Consider the following 22,346-nt stretch of genomic DNA (forward strand, 5'->3'; position numbering starts at 1 on the left):
TTTGAATCTTGATTAAGCTGTTAAAGCTTCTTTGATTCTGCGTAAAGCTTCTTTTAATATGTCTTCGCTTGTTGCGTAAGAAAAACGTATGCAGTTTGGATTTCCAAAAGCGTCACCTGTTACAGTTGCTACGTTAGCTTCTCCTAAAAGATACATTGATAAATCGTTTGCATCTTTAATTTCTGTTCCTCTAAGAGTTTTTCCGAAGAAAGAAGAAACGTCTGGAAATACATAAAATGCTCCTTCTGGAACGTTGATTTTTACACCTGGAATTTCTTTTAATAATCCAACTACTAAATCTCTACGTGTATGGAAAGCTTGTACCATGTGGTTTAATACACTTGGGTCAGCATCTACAGCAGTAATTGTAGCGCGTTGTGCTACAGAATTTGCTCCAGAAGTAACTTGTCCTTGAATTTTGGTACATGCTTTTGCAATGAATTCAGGGGCTCCGATGTAACCAATTCTATATCCTGTCATAGCGAATGCTTTTGCAACTCCATTTACAGTGATTGTTTTTTCTAACATTCCAGGAATTGAACCGATGCTACAGAAAGTTCCAGAAAAATTAATGTGCTCATAAATTTCGTCAGCAACAACGTATATGTTTGGATATTTTTCTAAAACTTTTGCTAGAGCTGTTAATTCCTCTCTGCTATAAACCGATCCAGAAGGATTACAAGGAGAGCTGAACCACATCATTTTTGTTTTTGGTGTGATGGCAGCCTCTAATTGCTCAGGTGTAATTTTAAAATCAGTATCTACAGATGTTGGAACTTCAACAGGAACTCCTCCAGAAAGTTTTACGATTTCAAAATAAGAAACCCAGTAAGGTGCAGGTAAAATAACCTCGTCACCATCATTAAGCATTACTTGTGCAATATTGTATAAAGATTGTTTTGCTCCTGTAGAAACTACAATTTGTGAAGGTTTATAGTCTAATCCGTTATCTCTTTTGAATTTTTTGCAGATAGCTTCTCTCAATTCTAAGTATCCTTCTACTGGAGAGTATGTGCTATAATTTTCGTCAACAGCTTTTTTAACTGCTTCTTTAATGAAATCAGGTGTATTAAAATCAGGCTCCCCTAAACTTAAACTGATAATGTCTTTTCCTTGGGCTTTTAATTCGCGTGCCAAAGCAGCCATTGCTAAAGTTTGTGATGTCGCAAGGTTGTTGATTCTGTCTGAAAGAATATGGTTCATTATAAAATTTTTGAATGTCCTTAATTTTAACTTTAATTAAGGAGGGTTAATTATTAATAGTTTTTTTTAGTTTAAGCAGATAATCCAGGTTTCATTCCTAAGTCGCGTAAATGTTTAAAGTGAGCAACAATAGCACTTCCCATTGTTTTGTATTCGTAATAAGGTAAGTTGCACTCATTTGCAGTCTCTTTTACAATTTTTGCAATTTTCCCATAATGAATGTGACATATGTTTGGGAAAATATGATGCTCGATTTGGTGATTTAATCCACCAGTGTACCAATTTACAATAGCATTTTTAGGAGCAAAATTGGTTGTAGTAAATAATTGGTGTATTGCCCAAGTGTTGTCCATTTCTCCTAATTCATTTGGAGATGGATTTGTAGTTTCTTCCACAACGTGTGCCAATTGAAACACGATGCTTAAAATTAATCCAGCTGTATAATGCATTACAAAGAATCCGATAAGTACTTTCCACCATGTAATTCCAATCAAGATTGGTAAAACAATCCAAATTGATACATATATGATTTTAGTTATAATTAGTGTTGTCCAAAGAATTTTTGGGTTTTTTGGTTCACCATAAGATAATTTTCTTTTTAAGTAGTTACGCATTTGCTTAAAATCAGTCGTAATGGCCCAATTAAATGTCAATAAGCCATATAAGAAAACGGAATAATAATGTTGAAAACGGTGAAACTTATGCCATTCTGCGTGTTTTGTAAAACGTATAATTCTTCCAGCATCAAGATCCTCATCATGTCCAGGGATATTTGTATAAGTATGGTGTAAAACATTATGTTGTACTTGCCAGTTGTAAACGTTTCCTGCCAGAACATAAATTGTTCCTCCCATGAATTTATTAATCCAGTTTTTATTAGAAAAAGAACCATGATTTCCATCATGCATTACATTCATTCCAATACCTGCCATTCCGATACCAATTACAATTGATAAAAGGAGCATTACCCAAAACGGCATGTCAAGTGTAAGGATTAAAAAATAAGGAGTTAAAAAAACAGCAAAAAGAATAACAGCTTTTAAGTGTAATTTCCAGTTTCCAGTTTTCTGAATGTTATTCTCTTTAAAGTAATTGTTTACCCGAGAGTTAAGTGTTCTGAAAAACTTCAGATTGTCTTGTCTTGCAAATGTAGGAGCAGTGTTATTCATAATGAAATTAAATAGTTTTCAAAGATAATTATTATAAATTTTCAATTTACAAAATTGAGTTAAATATTTCAATCGTAAAGTAGTACTTTTGTTAAAAAAATAGAACAATGGATGAGATATTGAAATATTTTCCTGATTTGACCGATCTTCAAATCGAACAATTTCAAAAATTAGACTTTTTATATCACGATTGGAATGAAAAAATCAATGTTATTTCTAGGAAAGACATAGATTCATTATACACAAAACATATTTTACATTCGTTAGGGATTGCAAAAATCATGAAATTTGAACCAGGAACTTATGTTCTTGATGTGGGTACTGGTGGTGGATTTCCGGGAATTCCTTTAGCGATACTTTTTCCTGAAACTCGTTTTTATTTGATTGATGTTATCGCAAAAAAAATAAAAGTGGTTCAAGGAGTTGTTGATGCTCTAGATTTAAAGAATGTTAAAGCTGAACAGCTTCGTGCTGAAAATGTGAAAGGCGATTTCGATTTTATTGTAAGTCGTGCTGTAACTAACATGCCTGATTTTGTTTCTTGGATTAAAGATAAAATCAAGAAAAAACACAAACACGAACTTAAAAACGGAATTTTATACCTTAAAGGTGGAGATTTAACTGAAGAGTTGAAAGATTTTCCTAAAGCAACAGAATATAATTTAACCGATTTCTTTGAAGATGAATTCTTTGAAACAAAAAAAGTAGTTCACCTGCCTTTGAAGTTTACAGTTTAAGATTTATCAAAATGCGATTTATAAAACCCTGTCTAGATTAGATGGGGTTTTTGCTTTTTAGATTGTTTTACTAAGTTTTGAATACAAGTATAAAGTACAAACACGAATCATACCAATCTTAATAGGTTGACTTTGTTAGAGGAATTAATTTTACATATGAATTAGTGTGAATTGGCGTCATTCGTGTTTAAATGGATTTAGAAAATTTATGATTAGGCGACAAGTTCGGTATGATAACAGAAAGATAATTTTGTTAGTTGGTGTATTTTTTTATCTTTGAAATACTTACATAAACAAAGTAATGATGGATAGAAGGAAGTTTTTTAGAAATGGCTCTTTATTTACAATTGGAGCAGCAGTTATGAGTCCTTTTCAGGGTTCGGCTAATATTTTAGATTTAGAATCGGTTAATAAAAATAAGAAAGCAAAAAATATTATTCTCTTAGTTAGTGATGGGATGAGTACTGGGACATTAAATATGGCCGATTTGTATTTGAACAGAAAAACTGGAAAAGGATCCAATTGGATACAGTTATATAAAGACAATCGAGTTTCGAGAGCATTGATGGATACTGCTTCGGCTAGTTCTATTGTAACCGATTCATCGGCAGCCAGCTCTTCATGGGGTGGTGGTTTTAGAGTAAATAATGGAGTCCTTAATGTTAGCCCTCAAGGAGAACCACATTTGCCTATTTGGCAAAAGTTCAAGAAGGCAGGAAAAATGGCTGGTTGCGTAACTACAGTTCCAATAACTCATGCTACTCCTGCTGGTTTTTGTGTTAATAGTAAAAGCAGAAATGCTCAGGATGATATTGCAGAACAATATTTAGATCTTGGTTTTGATGTTATGATGGGTGGAGGTTCAAACTATTTTAACTCTAGTGTAAGAAAAGATAAAAAGGATATGTATGCTGCTTTTAGCGCAAAAGGATATCAGGTGGTAAAAACGCGTTCTGAAATGGAAGCAGCTTCTAACGCTAAGCCTATTTTAGGGGTGTTTTCAGAAGATGGTCTTCCGTATTATGTAGATAGAAATAGCGATAAAACCTTGAAAGAAACGGTTCCGAGTTTAGCCGAAATGGCTCAGAAAGCTATTAATAGAATGAAAGACCATAAAAATGGTTTTGTTTTGCAAATAGAAAGCGGAAAGGTTGATTGGGCTGCACACGGAAATGATATTGCAGGTTTGATTAATGATCAAATTGAATTTGATGAAGCAGTGAAAATTGCAATTGATTTTGCTGAAAAAGACAAGGAAACGTTGGTTATTATTACTACTGATCATGGGAATGCCAATCCGGGAATTATTTATGGCAAGTATGCCAATGAGAATTTTGATAGTATTCAGAAATACACTCAGACAAATGAATGGATTTTAAATCAGATTAAACCTGATTCTTCAATTTCACAAGTAAAAGAAATTATTGAAAAGGCAAATGGACATTCGGTATCAGATGATGATGCAAAAACGGTTTTGAGTTATTATGATGGCTTACATAAAGAAGACGGATTGTATAACTACAAAAAATTACCATATAAAGCTTTTGCAGAAATGCAGGGTAAAATAAACTCTGTTGGTTGGATTAGTATGGATCACTCTGCTGATTATGTTGAGTTGGCCATGTTTGGTCCAGGAAGTGAACTTTTAAAACCTTTTGTAAAAAATACGGATTTGCATTATTTAATGTTGCAAGCGGCAGAAGTAGAAAATAAGTTTTAATTCACTTCATAAAGAAACAAGCCCCACAAGTTTCAGGATTATCTGAAGTTTGTGGGGGTTTATATTATTTGATTGTTTTTAAATAAGTTAGCCAGTTTTCTTTATAACTGCTTCCTATTGGGATTTCTACATTATTTATTTCGACTTCATTTTTAGAATAAGCTGTTAGTTTTTTTGTTTGAATAATAAAAGAACGATGAACTCGGACAAAATTTGAATCTAATAATTTTTCGAAGGCAGAGATGTTCTGTTTAAGATGATGTGATTTATCGTTTTCAAGATGTATTGTGATATAATCTTTTAGACTTTCGATATATAAGATTTCTCCAAGAATTATTTTGATATTCTTACTTCCACTAGATACAAAAATATGATTTTCAGGAATTGATTTTTCTTCTTTTTTGGGCGTTTGTAATTGTTTGAATTTTTCTATTGAAACAAAAAAGCGATCAAAAGTTATTGGTTTTAAAAGATAATCTATAACATTGAGTTCGTATCCTTCGATAGCGTATTCTCGGTAAGCGGTTGTGAAAATTACTTTAGGTGGATTTTTTAGTTTCTTCAAAAAATCGTTCCCTTTTAATAAAGGCATTTCGATATCCAGAAATAGTAAATCGACTGTATTTGTTTCTAGAAAAGTATAGGCTTTTAATGCGTTTTCAAATGAATCGATTAGTTCGAAATTCTCAAAATTAGCTAGATGCGATGCGATTAACTCTCTGGCCAATGGTTCATCGTCGACGATAATGCATTTATATTTCATTTGAAAAAGTTTTTTTTGTTTTTCTTTATATGTTAAAACCGCAGTAAGATGTTCGTTTTTTATAAACGGTTAATTTTAGTTCACTTTTTGTGCAACCACTTCACTTCCCATATTTAATGTAAGACTATCAATTTCTCCGTTTGCATTTTTATTAAATGTAAATTGAGCTGTTATTATTTTACTGTAAAATCTATTTTCTGATATAGGAAATACTGTTGTTATAGCTTCTCCAGTTCCCTGAATAAACAGTTGTTCCTCTTTTGAAGTAACAGTGAAGAAATAATTTTTATTCAACTGATATTTGCCTTCATAAGTTTTAAGAATTCCTGACGGAACTGTGATTTCTCGAGTCAGTTTATCAGTAGCAATTCCTAATTTAGTTAGAACTTTAATGGCATTAGAATTATTTGGATCCAGTTCGGCTGATTTTTTATAATTTTCTACAGCTTTTATTGTATCGTTTATAGCCAGGTAAACTTCACCTAAACTATCGTACGTATTTGAAGATTTTGGATTTAATTCGAGATTAAATTTAAAAAGAGATAATGCATCGTTTGTTTTCTTCTCCCTTAAATATTTATATCCTAATTCATTAATACCATCACCGTTAAGAGCAAATTCATTTGGTTTTTCTTTTATAGCTTTTCTTGTGATTTCTATAGCTGTTTCGACAGAATTATTATCGATGGCTTCTTTAAGTTTAGAAAAAACTGGAATTTTTGGAAGCATATAGGGACTTGAAGATAGGATGTTATCGATAGCAAGATTTATTTCATTAAATGCAATCGCATCACCATAATTAGTTAGTAAAATATAAGAATTATTTTTAGTTAAATCTCTCTTTATAAAAGTACGGTATCCAAACTGCCTTCCTGAATGTTCTACTGATTTTTGTTGTTTGTCTTTGCTTATTCGCCATCCAAACCCATAATTTGATACAGAACCATTCTTTATAGTTGCTGGGGTAAAAGCCTCGTCTATTGTTTTCTTTGATACAAGCTTTTCAGTATACAGTGATTGTTCCCACAAAAATAAATCATCTACATTTGAAAATATACTAGTAGAACCTGTGTGCGAAATTTTATAATCATCTATTTCTCCAATCCTGTTATAACCAATGGCTCTATTTTTTATTTTAAATCCTGGATCATTACAGACAGATGTATTTTTCATCTTCAACGGATCAAAGATGTTTTTTTTCATAAATGCAGTTAATGATACACCTGAAACTTTTTCTATAATTAATGCCAATATTACATAACCTCCGTTATTGTAAGCATATTTTTCGCCTGGCTTAAAACTTAATTGATTTCTATTTATTAATATTTTAAATATCTCAAAATTTGTCAAATTGTCTTTGTCAGAGAACTCATAATAGTTTAGTAAACCCGATGTGTGATTTAATAAATTTCGTATAGTAATATCATTTGCATAAGCAGGAAATTCTGGAAAATACTTTATGAGTTTATCATCATAAGAAAGTTTGTTCTTCTCTTTTAAAATCATAATTCCCATTGCAGTAAATTGCTTAGAAACCGAAGCAAGATCAAAACATGACTCGGGTGTTAATAGCTGTTTGGTTTCATTATTTGCGTAACCAAAAGCGTTGCGATAAATTACTTTTCCGTTTTCAGAAACTAGAATAGTTCCGTTAAAAATACCATTTGCATGGTAATGTTTCATTAACTTGTCTAGTGCGTCCGATTTAGTTTGTGCACTACCATAGAAAGGGAGCACTTGTATAATAAAACTTAAAATGATTACTTTTAATAAAGAATGATTTGATTTTTTTTTCATGTTATTCTAATGTTGATTTTTTTAAGTAATCTAGTCTATTTCTTTTGCTAAACGTTCTAAAACTTCTTTTCCGTTTTTATTCTCAGGATTGAGAGCAATAGATTTTTTATACATTGCAATAGCTTCTTCTTTTTTGTTCATTTTCAACAAAGCTTCACCATAGCTATCATAAGCGTTTGAGCTTGTAGGATTCAATAATACATTAAGTTTAAATACTTCGGATGCTTTTTCATTTTCATTTTTGTGTAATAATTCATATCCCCAATTATTTAAATCATCTTCTGAATTATTGTATGCTAATTGCTCTTTCTTCCCTTCGTTAAAAGATTGAATTGCGTATTGTAAAGTGCGCTCTTGAATTTCAGTTTTTTGTTTAGAACCATTGGCATACATTTTAGCAATTGTAGTTATTACTAATTGAGGATTGTCTATCCAGATCGCGTGGCCACAACCATAAGCAGTTATACTGGTAACATTAGAATTCTTTGTTGCATATTTTTTATGACACTCTTTCCAACGTTCAATTTCTTCAGGTATCTTTAAGAAAGGAATTTCGTTGACAAAATCAATAACAGGGATGTTTTTAGGAATAGAGAACTTACTCATTGTCTTTACAGTTTCTACGATAGTTGCTGACATATAATAAATCCCTTTGTTGTTTTTTTTCCATTGAGGTATAAGCTTGTCTTGAGTAGCAAGTACTTTTTGAATGTAGCCATCTTCATAATAGTTGTGATTAACGTCAATTAAAACAACCCCTTTAACTAGTTTAGGATGTCTTGCTGCATAAAGAGTAGAGAGATAACCACCATATGAATGCGAGACCAACATGATTTCTTTGTCATAGCCAAGTTTTTTTAAGCCAATTTCTAAGTCTTCTACACTGCTTATAATTCCGTGTTTCAAATCATCGGTTTGTAGAGTATCAATAGTACTTGTACCAAAACCAGCTCTGTCATATGTTATTAAAGTTGCATCTGTTAATTCGGAAATAGGTTTTAGAATCGAATTCCAAACAGAACCATCGTTCCCGCCACCTGCATCAAAAAGAATAGGTGTACCTTTTCCTTTCACTATTTTAAAATGAATACGGTGCTTACCGACATCAACCAAAGTATCAATTGTTTTAGATTGGCTATTTGCAGTAATAAAATAGAGAATAAAAAAAAGACTAACAATGAAGGACTGTTTTTTCATAAAATTTGTAATGATTAGTTTTTGGTGATAAGTTGATTCAAGAATGTTAAAGAGTAAGAAAAAGTTTAACGGTATATATGTTTTGTGTTTCTTCTATTTCTAATTGATGTTTTTTTGGATACAATAAATCCAATTGTTTTCGAACGTTTTTTAATCCAATTTTTGATTTGTCTGAAATTACTGCAGTATCATTTTGAGGTTTTGTGTTCTCAATACTAAAAATTATTTGTCCTTTTTTACTCTCTAAATTCAGTTTAATATTAGCTTTTTCAGTCTCATTAATAACACCATGTTTAAATGCATTTTCTATAAATGTCAATATAATAAGTGGTGAAATTTTATTGCTTTCCTGGATGTATTTGGTAAACGAAATATTTAATCTGTTTTCGTTATAACGTAGTTTTTCTAAGGCAATATAGTTATCGATTAAAGCAATTTCTTTTTCAATAGAAACATAATCTTCGTTGCATCGATACAATACAAAGTCTAAAATTTCAGATAATTTAGCAATTACTTCGGGTGCTTTATCATCTTTTTTCAGCGTTAGTGTATATAAATTATTTAGGGTATTGAAAAGGAAATGAGGATTCAGTTGATTCTTCAATACTTTTAATTCCATTGATTTTTTTTCTTCCTCCAACTTTAAAAGGCGTTGCTGCTTGCGATTAAAACTTATAAAACCCAAAATAATAATAGGATAAGTGATGAAAGAAAATTCTCTAAAGATTAATTTAAAAGAAGTTAATCTTTCGGGAACCGACATTTTATGCCCAAGCCAATCATCAAAGAATCCAGGGAATTTAGGTTCTAAATAATAGTATTTAAAGATCATTAAAAGAGCAAAAACAAAATAGAGCCAACTTGTAGCAAAAAGTATAAAAAGTAAATATTTTTTTTTGTTAAGGGTTTGTGGGATAATCCAATAAATTAATCCGTAAGCAGCGGTTGCTTGTGCTATAACTTTCCAGATATAAATAAAAGTAAAGTCGTAAGTACTAGTATCATTAGACTTGCTGGAGAGATATAATAATAAGAAGGAAATCCAATAGATGCAATGGAAGAGAATTCTTTTTAGGTCGATATTTTTTAAAAAATGCATTATAATGTTTTAAGAGGGAACAAGATAATAAAATATAGAAGTTTGCTTTGTTCTTAGCTTTAAATAAAGCGTTATCACTCCTAAAAACAGTGTTTGAGCATACGAATGAGATATTTTTTCAGTATCGATTATTTGAATGCTAAAACTGGGTTTTCAATTGCGCACTAAATAACAAATTGGCGCTGTAATTATATTCGCTTTAAATATATAAATCATGATAAAACTGATTCTTTTATTCGCATTATTTTTAGTAAATGAGCTAAAAAGTATACTTTTTTAAACAATCCAAAAATACTTAAACTTAAACAAAATGAAGACAATGATTAAAAATGCAATTGGTATTCTGATTCTTATGAATGCCGTAAATTTATTTTCACAAGAAGACAAGCAAGAAATAACTTATAGCGAAGTTTCGAAAATGATTAAACCAACTTTGTTTGCCGATTTAGGTGAAACGTGTCAAACTCCCGATGGGATGGCTCTGGATAAAAAAGGTAATCTGTATTTATCTATTACTAATCCGGAAACTTTTGAAAAGCATGGAAGTAAAATTTTGACTTTTGATAAAAATGACAAACCTGTAACATGGTTTGATAAACTCCCCGTGCATCCTGTAACAAAGAAGGTACATCCTATGGGAATGGAATTTGGTCCCGATGGGAATTTATATATAATGGATAATCAGTTTTTTGCTGATAAAGAAAATTTCTCTAGATTGTTAAGGGTTGTAGTTGAGAATGGAAAACCTAAATATGCTGAGGTATTAGCAGAGGGTTTCAATTTTGGTGAAGCAGTAAGATGGTATAAAGATAGAGTTTATATAACCGATGCTCTTTTTGAGAATAGGAGAGAAAGTGGGATTTATAGCTTCTCTCTGAAAGAATTAAATTCGGGTAAAATAACTTTAGATAAAAATACAAAACCTAATTATTTAGTAACAACATTTACTCTTAAACCCGAAGTAACAAAACGAACCATTGGTATTGACGGTATTGCTTTTGATAAAAAAGGGAATCTGTATGCGGGAAATTTTGGAGATGGTGTAATTACGAAACTTGAATTTACAAAAGAGGGTAAGCTTAAATCTAAAAAAGTAGTTTTTGACTCGGATAAATTAAAATGTTGTGATGGATTTTTTTATGATGAAAAAAGGAATTCTATTTTTATTGCCAATTACGATAATAATAGCGTTCATCAGTTAGATTTAAATACAAATACAATTCATCTAATTTGGGAAAATGGTAATGCTGATGGTTCTGATGGACAATTAGATAACCCTTGTGAAACGATAATTTATAAAGGGAAATTGTTGGTTGTAAACTACGATACTTTTAAAGGAGAGAAGAATACTGAAATAGATTCTTTTCACACGATTTCTAGTTTTGAATTAGGAAAATAGACTTGATTCATTATCATAAGTAAAACACAAGTTTCAAATTATTAGAAACTTGTGTTTTCTTATATAAAATGTTGATTTTAGTTGTTTTCGCTTGGAAAACATAAGAAAGGATTTATTTCGTAATCCAGCCTTGCAACAAAAGTCTTAATTGCAATCTCTGAAGATTTTATGGTGTATTTGTAAAATGGATCAAAGAAAAAATCACGGCATATTACAGGTTCAGCAGAAGGATTATATACATCGTTATTACTATCCAAATCATCATAAGCATATCGACAAGGGAATAAAAGGTTTAGCTCTTTTAAGGTGCTTTTAAGCCATTTGTTAAATATTTTTTTCTTAGGTGAGATGTGACGAGCAAGTAGAGCTAGACCAACAATTTCACTTTGAAGGTAATACGATCCTTTGCGACGTAGTACATCTATCATTCTCACATTCATAAGTGCAACCCATAGCGGGCCGTCTATAGGTCCAGATGCAGGCACATTCATATTGAGGTCAAATACTAATGGCTTTGTGTATTCAGGATTTGATACTGCACACCACAGTGCTTCAATACGTTGTTTCATTTCTTGTGATGCTTCGGTGTGGTTTTTATAACGCCAGTATATCCATTCGAGTAAAGCAGCTGTTAGTCCTAAAGAAGCTTTATGACTAATGCCTGTTAAGGCGAGTTCTAGTTTGTCGTGATTTTCAGCAGGATCGATAAGTTTTTCCATTATTTTTCCATTCCATTTAAAATCAATTGGATGATTGATGCTTTTGGCTTCGCGAATTATTTTTGGCGCTTTTTCTATACTTTTCATAATTACTTTATTTAATTTTTACATACGAATATTTGTTTTTTATTTCTCAAGGCTATGTTACTTGATCAAGAATATTCAAATTTACATTTGTACTTAATTTTAACTATGTCATGATAAGTTTTAAAAATAGCATAATAGGGTATTTTATCGCTTGTATGTTTTTGAAAATCAATAAAAAGCGAAAAATATTACAAATAAAAATGAATTTGTGAAAAAAACTTTATAAAAGAAAGCCCCACAAGTTTCAAAAATATTTGAAGCTTGTGGGGTTTTATGTTCTTAAACTTTGGAGACTATTCTCCTAAAAAAGGATATCTATAATCTTCTGGAGTTACAAACGTTTCTTTTATTGTTCTTGGTGAAGCCCAACGCAATAAGTTTAATGCAGAACCTGCTTTGTCATTTGTTCCTGATGCTCTTGCACCACCAAATGGTTGCATTCCTACAACAGCTCCTGTTGGTTTGTCATTAATATAGAAGTTACCTGCTGCATTTTGTAATTTTGTAGTAGCTACTTCAATAGCGTAACGATCTTGACTAAATACAGCTCCAGTAAGAGCATATTCAGAAGTAGTATCAACTAATTCTAAAGTCTCTTCCCATTTTGCATCTTCATAAACATAAATAGTAATTACTGGTCCGAATAATTCGGTTTCCATTGTAGTATATTTAGGGTTTGTAGTTACAATAATAGTTGGTTCAATAAAGTATCCAACAGATTTGTCGTAATTTCCACCAACGATTATTTCTGCATCAGCGTCTTTTTTAGCTTGGTCAATAAAACTTGCTAACTTGTCAAAAGATCCTTCGTGAATAACAGCAGTAATAAAATTACCAAAATCTTCTGGTGAACCCATTTTCATAGATTTCACGTCAGTAATTAATTGTTCTTTTATTGTTGGCCATAAACTTTGTGGGATGTAAGCTCTTGAAGCTGCAGAACATTTTTGTCCTTGAAATTCAAATGCTCCACGTACAATTCCAGTTGATACTTGTTTAGCATTAGCACTTGGATGTGCAATGATAAAATCTTTACCACCTGTTTCACCTACGATTCTTGGGTAAGTTTTGTAATTGTGAATGTTTGCACCAATTTTTGCCCAAATATCTTTAAATACATGAGTTGAACCTGTAAAGTGAACTCCTGCAAAATCACGACTTGCTAATACTGTATCAGTAATCATTAATGCATCACCAAAAACAACATTTATTACACCGTCTGGAACTCCAGCTTCTTTAAATACGTCGATGATAATTTTAGTTGAGAACACTTGGCTATCACTTGGTTTCCAGATAACAACATTCCCCATCATTGCAGCACTTGCAGGAAGATTTGCAGCAATAGCAGTAAAGTTAAAAGGAGTAATTGCATATACAAAACCTTCTAGAGGTCTGTATTCAAGACGGTTCCAAGTTGTAGAATCAGATTTTGGCTGATCTGCATAAATTTGGGTCATGAACTCAACATTGTAACGTAAGAAATCAATTAATTCACATGAAGCATCAATTTCAGCTTGGTGAATGTTTTTTGATTGTCCGATCATTGTAGCAGCATTTATTCTAGCTCTGTAAGGGCCAGCAATAAGTTCAGCAGCTTTTAAGAAAATAGCAGCACGTTGTTCCCATGCCATATTAGCCCATGCGTCTTTTGCTTCAAGCGCATTAGCAATTGCTTTTTCGATATGTGTTTTTTCGGCTAAGTGGTAGGTACCTACTACATGTTTGTGATCATGAGGAGCCGTAATATTTCTAGTGTTTCCAGTTTTAATTTCTTCACTTCCAATATATAACGGAACATCAATTTTAGAGTTCCACATTGTAGTGTAAGCTGCTTGTACTGCTGCTTTTTCTGGTGAGTTTGGAGCATATCCTTTTACGGGTTCGTTTACCGCTTTAGGTACATGAAAAAATCCTTTTAGCATATTGTTTAAAATTAGATAATTAGACAAATTAACAGTTGGATAATTCATTTTATACGAATTATCTAACGCTCTACAAAAGTACGAAGGTTAAATTAATAATCTGATAATTTTGTTATAAGTTAACTATAAAATATTTAGATGCAATAAGAATTTAGTTCAAAGCAAAAGGAGCACACATTCTAAAATTAGGTACTATAACTTTGAAAATTTTTGTAGTAGTAAAATTTACCATATTAAAATATCCTTTCATCGCTCCATAAGGAGATGATAAAAGACATCCTGAACTATAGGTATGAAATTCACCAGGCTTTAAAACTGGTTTTTTTCCAATTACGCCTTCACCATCAACTATTTCGATATCGTTAAGCGAATCGAAAATTTCCCAATGGCGAGAAGTAAGTTGTACCGAATCTTTGCTATGGTTCTCAATAGTAACTACATAGCTAAAGGCAAAATGAATCTTGTAGTTCTTGAAGTAAGTACCTTCAAAACTAGTTAAAACGGATATTTTTATGCCTCTTGTTATTTGAGAAACCATACTAAAGTGTTATATATGTGCGTAATAGAAGCAAATTTACAAAAAAAAATGATTTAAAAGAATCATTTGCTAAATGTTTTTTAGTTAATGATATTCAGTGAGTTAGCGGATCCTTTTCCGATTACATGATCATAACGGTCACTATTCTCACGATAATAAACCAGTATGGTGTATTCATTCTCGGTTTGATAAAAATTACCATCAATTGCATTTTCAAAATCGATTACCCCTTTTTTATCAGCTATTTGATATTGATAATTAGTAAATCCTTGTTTTATCATTATTGCTTTTTCATAGACTCCTTTTTCTGTATTGTAGTCCATTTTATTCTCAGGAGTTAAGCTGTAATTATCAAACATTCCATTAACATAAATGTCTTTATTGAGTCGGAAAGCAGGTGCCGAAAGGGTGAAGTAAACCCAAGCATAATCAGCTTCGATCTCATTATTTGTTGCGTTTATATTTTTTACAAGAAAGTTACCATTTATGTCTGGATAGTTGGTGTAAGGAAAGTTTCCTCGCGCTTGGTTAGTATATAGATAAGAATTGTATATGTCTTTGCTTGAATCAACTCTTCCCACATTGTTACCTGCGTTGCGAATGTCTTTATTTTCAAAATATAGAAATTCGTTTCCTGCCCAAAATTGAGTTTCATCATTGTATTTATATATTAAGTCATTCCCGATGGTATATTGTGGCGGAATGTTTTTTATTGCAGTATTGAAATTGCCATTTTGCAATAAAAGAACTTTTACATTTTGTAAAGGTGTTTGAAAGTTAAGAGAGCTAGATTTTATAGAAAAATCTAAATTATGCTTATGTTCAATATTGTTTACTGTTCGGCTTCTTTTTACCTGAGCAGGAACTGTGACTAGATTTTCGTACACAATAAACTTTCTAGAAAAAACCACTTCTTTATCTTCATTCAGAATTTTGAGAATGTAATTACCTGTAATCAATATATGAGTGAATTGATTAGGGAAAGAGAGTTTATAGTGTGAGTATATTTGTAGTGTGTTGAATGAGTTAATGTAATTAGTGATCCTCTGGCCATCAAATCCTTGTAGATATTCTGTTTTTGGAATATTTGAAGGAATCCAATTATAGTCACAGTGCGTTATTTCGTAGTAATAATCGGCTTCATTACCAAAAAGGTCATCAAATTGCAATTGAATTTCACTTCCTAATTCGAATATTGGAACAATATTTTGTCCGCTTTGTACAAAAGAAACAGTCTTTATATTATAGGGAGGGGCAATTTCAGATTGTACTTGGGCTTTTGCCGAAGTAAAAATAAGAAGGAGAACTAATTTTCGGAAGATAGATTTTAGCATAATATATTACGTTGCAAAAATGTAAATATAGGAATTTTATATAACGAAAAATGGGCCTATTTGTTAAGAACCTAATATATATTCTAAATTAATTTCGATTTCGTCGTTAATATAGCTTTCTTCTAATAGTGAATCTGATAGTAGTTTTTTGTTTTCTTGCAGTTTAATTATTTTTTCTTCAACCGTATTTTTTGAAATAAATCGAATGACATTTACTTTATTTAATTGTCCAATTCTATGAGCTCTACCTACTCCTTGTTTTTCAGCAAAAGGATTCCACCATGGATCTAAGAATAAAACATAAGAAGCTTTGGTGATATTTAAACCAACGCCACCTGCTTTGAGTGAAATAAAAAATAACAAAGGATTTTCATTTTCCTGAAACAGATTTACTTGCTGTTCTCTTTTCTTAGCAGGAGTTTCACCTGTTATCTCGCAAAAATCTATTTTGTTCTCTTTACACCAAGTTGTATAAAAACTCAAATTGGTAACAAATGAACTAAAAATGATGGTTTTTTGTTTCCCTTTTACTAAAGTTTCTAGATAGTTTGTAACTGCATTATATTTCCCAGAATCAATTTCTGATTCCTGATCTACCATTTTAGGATGATTACTCAGTTGTCTTAACTTCATCAACGTATTGATGATGCTAATTTTGTCTGGACCGGAGCCATCTGTTTTTAGTAAAAAATTACGAGCTTTTGATTTTTCTTTTTCATATAATTTCTCCTGTTCAGGATCCATGTCGCAATAATAAATCTGCTCTGTTAATTCTGGTAAGTCTTTTAATACCTGTTCTTTGGTTCTTCTTAAAATGTAAGGTTGAATAAGATTTTTTAGCTCTGTTAAACTATCTTCATCTTGCTTTTTCTCAATCGGGATTTTGAAGTTTTCTGCAAAGAAATTATAACTACCCAAAATATCAGGATTTATAAATTGCATTTGCGACCATAAATCGTCTAATGAGTTTTCGATAGGAGTACCACTTAAAGCTATTTTATGTTCTGTGTTTATTTTATTAATCGCTTTAAAAATTTTAGAATTTTTATTTTTGATGTATTGACTTTCGTCCAAAATTAAATAGCGAAAATTATACTTTTCTAAAATTGCAATATCACGGTGAATGATGCTGTAGCTGGTAAAAATCAAATCGGATGATTCTAATCTACTCGCTAATAGTTTTCTGTCGTTACCAACATACTGCATTTTTGAAAAATGCGGTGTGAATTTCTGAGATTCATTATACCAGTTAAAAACCAATGAAGAAGGTAGAACAATCAAGGTTTTTAAAGGATCTCTTTCAATAACGGTTTCGTTTTGAAACAAATCAAAATTGGTGGTTTTGGTTGTAAATCCTAGCTGTTCCTGAACGGCAACTAATACAGCCAAAGTTTGTAACGTTTTTCCAAGTCCCATATCGTCAGCCAGACAAGCCCCTAAATTGGAGTTAAAATGACTCAAAAGCCATTTAACGCCATCAATTTGATAGGGTCTTAAAGTAGCTTTTAACAAATCAGAAGAGGCGTATTCAGCTTTAAGAATAGGGTTTACATCGTTTTTGATTTCCGGAATTGCATCCAAAGCCGCAAAATTACTTTTACGCAAAAGAAGATTTCCATTTTCTGTTCTGGCTAATTTTGCCAGCGAGCTATATTTACTGAGCCATTCTAATGGAATCAAAAAATAGTTTCCGTCAGGCAATAAAAAGAGCCTTTCTTTGCTTTTTATATTCGGAATAATTTCACTAAAATTGATAGTGAAATTTCCAATTGTAAGGATTATTTTGATGTCAAACCAATCTTCTTTTGTTTCTCCTTTTGAAGCCGAAATGGTATGACTTTCTGTGATGATTTCTTTGCTTTCCAGTTGAAGTTTTTCAATTGTAAAACCTAAACTTTCTAGCTCTTCTTTCCGATTAATAACCAATTGAATATTAGTATAAGGATCATGAGCTTCAGTGTCAGTGTTCCATCCAAACAATTCATTTTTAATTTTTATGAAACCAATTTCAAGTAGTTTTTCGGTATATAAAACTTCGTCAGGACTTCGTTTAAACTGAATTATTTTTGGTTCATTAGCAATGCTGAAATCAACAAATGTATGTGTGTTTTTAGTTTTATTGGCATCAAATAAATAGCCATTATAGTCGAAATAAAGGTTGAGATAGTAGCAGTTTTTAAAGAAATCATAAACGGGTTGAATCGTACAAGAAATAATTTTATCACGAAGTTCAATTTCAAAACCAGTTGCTCCAATGTCAGTTTTTTTAGCTATTTCAGGAATGAAATTTTTAAAATAATCATCAACTAATCTTGAAGGGATTTCGATTGATTTTTTCTTTAAAAAAGGGGTGAGCTTTTTAGAATTCAACTCCTTTAGTTGCCCTAGTTTTTTATCAATAATTAACCAGCTTGGTTCGTCTAATAGTATGTCGACACTACTATTCATGGGTGAAAAAGTAGTGTTGTTTTCTTTTAAAGATAGGGTATATGTAATTCCTTCTGAGTGTTTGTCAAATTGAATTTGAGGTTCAAAATCTAGAGGTTCGATACTAATTCGGGAGCGATAAAAATCCTTTTCAACTCCCATGTTAATTGATAAAGGAAATTGTTCTTTTACAATTAGCGTGTAAAAGGTGTTTAGATTTAGTTGTAAATGCTGGCGAATTGCAAAATCAATTTTGGAATCTTTTTGTAAATCCGTAATTATTTTTGCTGATTTGATTTTTGCACTAAATTTCTTGAAAATAAATTCAGGCTTTAATACTTCACAAGCAGTTAGTATTTTTTGTGTATTCGAGTCTAAATCTTCGAAAACAATTCCGAAACTTTCTAGAACGCCTGTTGTTGCTTTTTTGTTTAAATATCTAATTTCATTGGTGTTTTCAATGATATAAGCGGTTGGGATATAAGTATTCAGATTTTTTTCAAAACTGATGTCAAAACAAAATTGAAATAATTTAGAAGGTTGCAAGATTGTAGGTTTGGTTTGGTTGTAATTTGAGGACTTGTATAAAATTAAAAAGTTTTCAAATTATTGCTATTTTGAAAACTTTTTAAATGTGATTGTATCACTTGAAGAAAAGACTATTTAGTTTTCCTGTTTAAAGCAAAGCGGGATAATTTCTCCTTTGGCTAAACAATATTTTTCGACTAGCTCTGGAGCTATTTTATTGGTGTAATCCTCTTCGATTACGATAAAGCCAATGCTTCTTAATTTATCAAAATAATCACGGCCATAAATACGTACATGATCATATTGTCCGAATATCTTAGCACGTTCTTTTTGGTCTGTAATAGTGTCATCTGCAAAAGTAACTGCTCTAGATAAATCTTGTGGGATTTGTAAAACTGCCATTCCTCCAGGTTTTAAAACACGAAACAATTCCTGCATCGCTTTGGTGTCATCCGGAATGTGTTCTAAAACATGATTACATAAGATAACGTCATATTCATTATCCTTAAAAGGTAAATTGCATATATCTGCTTTAACATCTGCTAAAGGTGAAAATAAGTCAGTTGTTGTGTAATCAAGATTTTTTTGCTTGCGAAATAGTTTGTAAAAAGCTTGTTCGGGAGCAAAGTGCAATACTTTTTTTGGTGCTGTAAAGAAATCAGTTTGATCGTTCAGGTATAGCCATAACAAACGGTGTCTTTCTAAAGATAGAGTACTTGGTGAAAGTACATTGTTACGTTGTTTTCCGTATCCGTAAGGCAAAAAACTTTTAAAACTTCTCCCATCAATAGGATCAGTAAATTTATCTCCTTTTAATGAAAAGGCTAAAATAGGACGTGCCACATAACTCAAACGAATTAATAATGGACGTGGAATGGTATTAAGAACTAGTTTGAAAAGTTTCTTCATGGGTTGTTTCACAGAGATTCACGAAGGAGGCACAGAGCTTCACAAAGTGTTTATAAATCTTTTTATGTTGTTTTTTAAAATTTTTGAGTCAAAATTAATAAGTAATCCTAAAGGATAATTTCCTAGTTTTAGATAAGTAAGAATCTGCGCAAAATGTACATCAGTAAAAGCTTCAACAGTTTTTAATTCAATTACAATTTTATTTTCTATTAGCAAATCTATTCTATATCCGTGATCTAATTTTATGTCTTTATAAATTATCGGTAATGCTTTTTGTTTTTCAACAATTAAACCAGAATTGATAAGCTCATAATATAAACATTCCTGATAAGCTGATTCTAATAAACCAGGACCTAATTGTTTGTGAACTTCGATTGCTAAACCAATAATTTTATATGAAATTGCATTTAGTTCATCTTGCGAGACTAAGTTTTCTGAATGCATTTTAAATTATGATTTTTGTGAATCTTTGCGCATATCTTTGTGAATCTTTGTGTAATAACTATAATATCAAAGGCACTTTTCTAAATTCATCTTCTTCGTTGCTCTCGATTCCTAGTGCTTTATAGATGTACTGGAAAGTGGATAAGATTTCTGGTTTACCATCGATTAAAGCTACATCATGTTCAAAATGCGCACTTGGTTTACCGTCAGCTGTTGTAATTGTCCAGCCATCTTTATGTTGTTTTATGTTTCTTGTTCCCAGGTTAATCATTGGTTCAATAGCAACAACCATTCCTTCTACAAAAAGTTTTCCTCTTCCTTTTTTACCATAATTTGGCATTTCAGGATCTTCGTGCATTTTTTGCCCAAGTCCATGTCCAACAAGTTCACGAACAACTCCGTATCCATGTGCTTCGGTATATTTTTGTATTGCACTTCCAACATCTTCTACACGGTTTCCTGCTTTAAATTCACGGATTCCAACATATAAAGATTCTTTGGTAACTTGTAGTAATTTTTTAACTTCTGGAGCAACTTCTCCTATTTCAAAGCTATAGGCATGATCTCCATGATAGCCGTTTTTGTATGCACCACAGTCTACCGAGATAACATCACCGCTTTTTAAAGGAGTGTTATTTGGAATACCGTGAACAACTTGTGAATTTGGACTCATACAAAGTGAGTTTGGGAAGTCATATAAACCTAAAAAGCTTGGAACTGCACCGTGATCACGAATGAATTCTTCGGCTAGTTTATCAAGATATAATGTGGTAACTCCTTCTTTTATCTCAGAAGCAATCATTCCTAATGTTTTTGATACGATTAAGGCACTTTCGCGCATTAATTCTATTTCTTCACGTGATTTTACAATAATCATAATTTCGGATTTTCAGTTGGCAAAAGTACAATTTTAATATTATTTTCTTTAAATAGCTTTTGTATTTAATTATATCATTTATAATTAGATTTAATAGCAGCCTATAAATATATAGAAAGTTTGTAAAATTATCTTATTAAAATGAAAACAGTTGTTGAAACAATTGAATAAATTAGCTTATTAATTAATCCTTCCTATTATGAAAAGCATTAATAATCAAGATGGAATAAGCAAAGCGGTTGGTTTGATGAAGATGAAAAGATTTGCGTTGGGTGTATTGGGTCTAGCTGTAGTTCTTTTTCTAATTTCAATTTACTTTAAAATAGGATGGCTCAAAGCTTTTAGCGAAGCGGCTATGGTTGGTGGAATTGCAGATTGGTTTGCGATAGTAGCCTTATTCAGGCATCCTTTGGGTTTGCCAATTCCACATACGGCTTTGATACCTAATAATAAAGATACTATTGGTCAAAATTTAGGAACTTTTGTTTCTGATGAGTTTCTGATTAAAGAGAAATTAGAGGTTAAAATTGAACAGTTTAATTTTGCAGGAAAAGCTGCAAACTGGTTGTCTGATAAATCCAATGCAAATACAATTGCTTGTTTGATTATTGAAGATGTAATTCCTGGTATTTTAAAAACGATTGTAGATGAGGATGTTCAGAAGTTTATTCAAGTAAAATTTGAAGCTAAATTACAAGAAATAAATTTTGGAGAATGGATTGCGATTGGATTGGAGTCTTTGAGTAAAAGTGAAAAGCAAGAGCAATTAATTTCTAATGTGCTAAAAATACTTACTGAAGAATTGCAGAATAATAGAGATGTGATTCGTGAAAAAGTAAATGAATCTACACCTTGGTATACGCTCGGAGTAGCAGATAAAAAAATTGCAGACGGTATTTTTAATGGGCTCTATGAGTTTATAGATGAAGCAAAACATACGGACAGTGGTATTCGGAGAAAAATAAATACTTATGTTCTTAATTTTATTTCTGAATTGAATAATTCACCAGAGTTGCAACAAAAAGTAAATGATTTAGTGATTGAGTTTGCTCATAAAAAAGAAGTGATAGAATATATTAGCGCTATATGGAGTCAGATAAAAGATGCAATTGCTACCGATTTAGAAAAGAAAGATGATTCTAAAATAAAAAATAGGATTATTAGTATGATTCAGAATTTCGGAATCAGTATAAAAAGTGATCCGGTAATGTTGGGCAAAATAAATGATTTTGTAAAAATAGATTTGCTAGGTATTCTTCTGAAAAATAAACAGATGATTGGTGATCTGATAGCTTCGTCAGTAAAGAGCTGGGATAAGGAAGAAATTTCTAATAAGCTAGAATTAGAAATAGGCAAAGACCTTCAATTTATACGTATTAATGGAACTGTGGTAGGAGGGTTTGTAGGTCTTTTAATTTATTTTGTAGAGCATATTATTACTTAAAAAAAAAGAGACAAGTTGTAAGACTTGTCTCTT

At 31.4% G+C, this 22,346-nt stretch carries 18 protein-coding genes; 4 read left to right on the forward strand and 14 right to left on the reverse strand.

The genetic code is table 11. The features are described from left to right. Window positions 1-12: 12 nt before the first annotated feature. Both LPB87_RS00505 and LPB87_RS00510 read right to left on the reverse strand, forming a co-directional pair. Window positions 13-1,203: a pyridoxal phosphate-dependent aminotransferase gene (locus tag LPB87_RS00505; protein ID WP_129540910.1), complete on the reverse strand. Its 1,191-nt coding sequence runs from the start codon at window positions 1,201-1,203 to the stop codon at window positions 13-15. A gap of 71 nt (window positions 1,204-1,274) precedes the next feature. Then, window positions 1,275-2,372, reverse strand: a complete 1,098-nt coding sequence (locus LPB87_RS00510; protein ID WP_129540911.1) for an acyl-CoA desaturase — start codon at window positions 2,370-2,372, stop codon at window positions 1,275-1,277. A gap of 107 nt (window positions 2,373-2,479) precedes the next feature. Between LPB87_RS00510 and rsmG the strand changes: the two genes are divergently transcribed. Both rsmG and LPB87_RS00520 read left to right on the forward strand, forming a co-directional pair. After that, on the forward strand, window positions 2,480-3,109 hold the full coding sequence (gene rsmG, locus LPB87_RS00515; RefSeq protein WP_129540912.1) for a 16S rRNA (guanine(527)-N(7))-methyltransferase RsmG: 630 nt from the start codon (window positions 2,480-2,482) through the stop codon (window positions 3,107-3,109). A 304-nt stretch (window positions 3,110-3,413) separates the two neighbouring features. Next, complete coding sequence (locus LPB87_RS00520) at window positions 3,414-4,829, forward strand: alkaline phosphatase (protein WP_230604917.1); 1,416 nt, start codon at window positions 3,414-3,416, stop codon at window positions 4,827-4,829. 64 nt (window positions 4,830-4,893) lie between these two features. Here LPB87_RS00520 and LPB87_RS00525 read toward each other — a convergent pair whose 3' ends face one another. The 4 genes from LPB87_RS00525 to LPB87_RS00540 form a co-directional block, all read right to left on the reverse strand. Next, on the reverse strand, window positions 4,894-5,592 hold the full coding sequence (locus tag LPB87_RS00525) for a response regulator transcription factor (RefSeq protein WP_230604358.1): 699 nt from the start codon (window positions 5,590-5,592) through the stop codon (window positions 4,894-4,896). A 75-nt stretch (window positions 5,593-5,667) separates the two neighbouring features. Beyond that, complete coding sequence (locus LPB87_RS00530) at window positions 5,668-7,389, reverse strand: serine hydrolase (protein ID WP_230604359.1); 1,722 nt, start codon at window positions 7,387-7,389, stop codon at window positions 5,668-5,670. Window positions 7,390-7,419: 30 nt separating this feature from the next. Further along, a complete protein-coding gene (locus LPB87_RS00535) occupies window positions 7,420-8,586 on the reverse strand; it encodes an alpha/beta fold hydrolase (protein ID WP_129540915.1) in 1,167 nt (388 codons plus the stop codon). Between the two features lie 46 nt (window positions 8,587-8,632). Beyond that, complete coding sequence (locus tag LPB87_RS00540) at window positions 8,633-9,685, reverse strand: sensor histidine kinase (RefSeq protein WP_230604361.1); 1,053 nt, start codon at window positions 9,683-9,685, stop codon at window positions 8,633-8,635. A 310-nt stretch (window positions 9,686-9,995) separates the two neighbouring features. Here LPB87_RS00540 and LPB87_RS00545 point away from each other — a divergent pair, with 310 nt between their 5' ends. After that, window positions 9,996-11,084: a hypothetical protein gene (locus LPB87_RS00545; RefSeq protein ID WP_230604363.1), complete on the forward strand. Its 1,089-nt coding sequence runs from the start codon at window positions 9,996-9,998 to the stop codon at window positions 11,082-11,084. Between the two features lie 77 nt (window positions 11,085-11,161). On the opposite strand, the gene LPB87_RS00550 is transcribed toward LPB87_RS00545, so the two are convergent. The 8 genes from LPB87_RS00550 to map form a co-directional block, all read right to left on the reverse strand. Continuing rightward, window positions 11,162-11,890 (reverse strand): hypothetical protein, encoded by a 729-nt coding sequence (locus LPB87_RS00550; RefSeq protein WP_129540918.1) that lies wholly within the window; start codon window positions 11,888-11,890, stop codon window positions 11,162-11,164. Window positions 11,891-12,183: 293 nt separating this feature from the next. Then, complete coding sequence (pruA, locus tag LPB87_RS00555) at window positions 12,184-13,812, reverse strand: L-glutamate gamma-semialdehyde dehydrogenase (protein WP_035618140.1); 1,629 nt, start codon at window positions 13,810-13,812, stop codon at window positions 12,184-12,186. A gap of 151 nt (window positions 13,813-13,963) precedes the next feature. Further along, window positions 13,964-14,350, reverse strand: a complete 387-nt coding sequence (gene apaG, locus LPB87_RS00560) for a Co2+/Mg2+ efflux protein ApaG (protein ID WP_129540919.1) — start codon at window positions 14,348-14,350, stop codon at window positions 13,964-13,966. A gap of 80 nt (window positions 14,351-14,430) precedes the next feature. After that, window positions 14,431-15,684, reverse strand: coding sequence for a DUF5103 domain-containing protein (locus LPB87_RS00565; RefSeq protein WP_129540920.1), 1,254 nt, complete (start codon window positions 15,682-15,684; stop codon window positions 14,431-14,433). 63 nt (window positions 15,685-15,747) lie between these two features. Further along, window positions 15,748-18,657, reverse strand: a complete 2,910-nt coding sequence (locus LPB87_RS00570) for a DEAD/DEAH box helicase (RefSeq protein WP_230604365.1) — start codon at window positions 18,655-18,657, stop codon at window positions 15,748-15,750. A 117-nt stretch (window positions 18,658-18,774) separates the two neighbouring features. Further along, a complete protein-coding gene (locus tag LPB87_RS00575; protein WP_129540922.1) occupies window positions 18,775-19,548 on the reverse strand; it encodes a class I SAM-dependent methyltransferase in 774 nt (257 codons plus the stop codon). Between the two features lie 39 nt (window positions 19,549-19,587). Next, the gene (locus LPB87_RS00580; protein WP_230604367.1) at window positions 19,588-19,992 is read right to left on the reverse strand and encodes a GxxExxY protein; all 405 of its coding nucleotides are present in this window, start codon (window positions 19,990-19,992) and stop codon (window positions 19,588-19,590) included. Between the two features lie 58 nt (window positions 19,993-20,050). Then, window positions 20,051-20,869: a type I methionyl aminopeptidase gene (gene map, locus LPB87_RS00585; RefSeq protein ID WP_129540923.1), complete on the reverse strand. Its 819-nt coding sequence runs from the start codon at window positions 20,867-20,869 to the stop codon at window positions 20,051-20,053. 199 nt (window positions 20,870-21,068) lie between these two features. Between map and LPB87_RS00590 the strand changes: the two genes are divergently transcribed. Continuing rightward, complete coding sequence (locus LPB87_RS00590; RefSeq protein ID WP_230604369.1) at window positions 21,069-22,313, forward strand: DUF445 domain-containing protein; 1,245 nt, start codon at window positions 21,069-21,071, stop codon at window positions 22,311-22,313. Window positions 22,314-22,346 lie beyond the last annotated feature (33 nt).

The organism is Flavobacterium sp. EDS (assembly GCF_020991525.1).
Taxonomy (GTDB): domain Bacteria; phylum Bacteroidota; class Bacteroidia; order Flavobacteriales; family Flavobacteriaceae; genus Flavobacterium.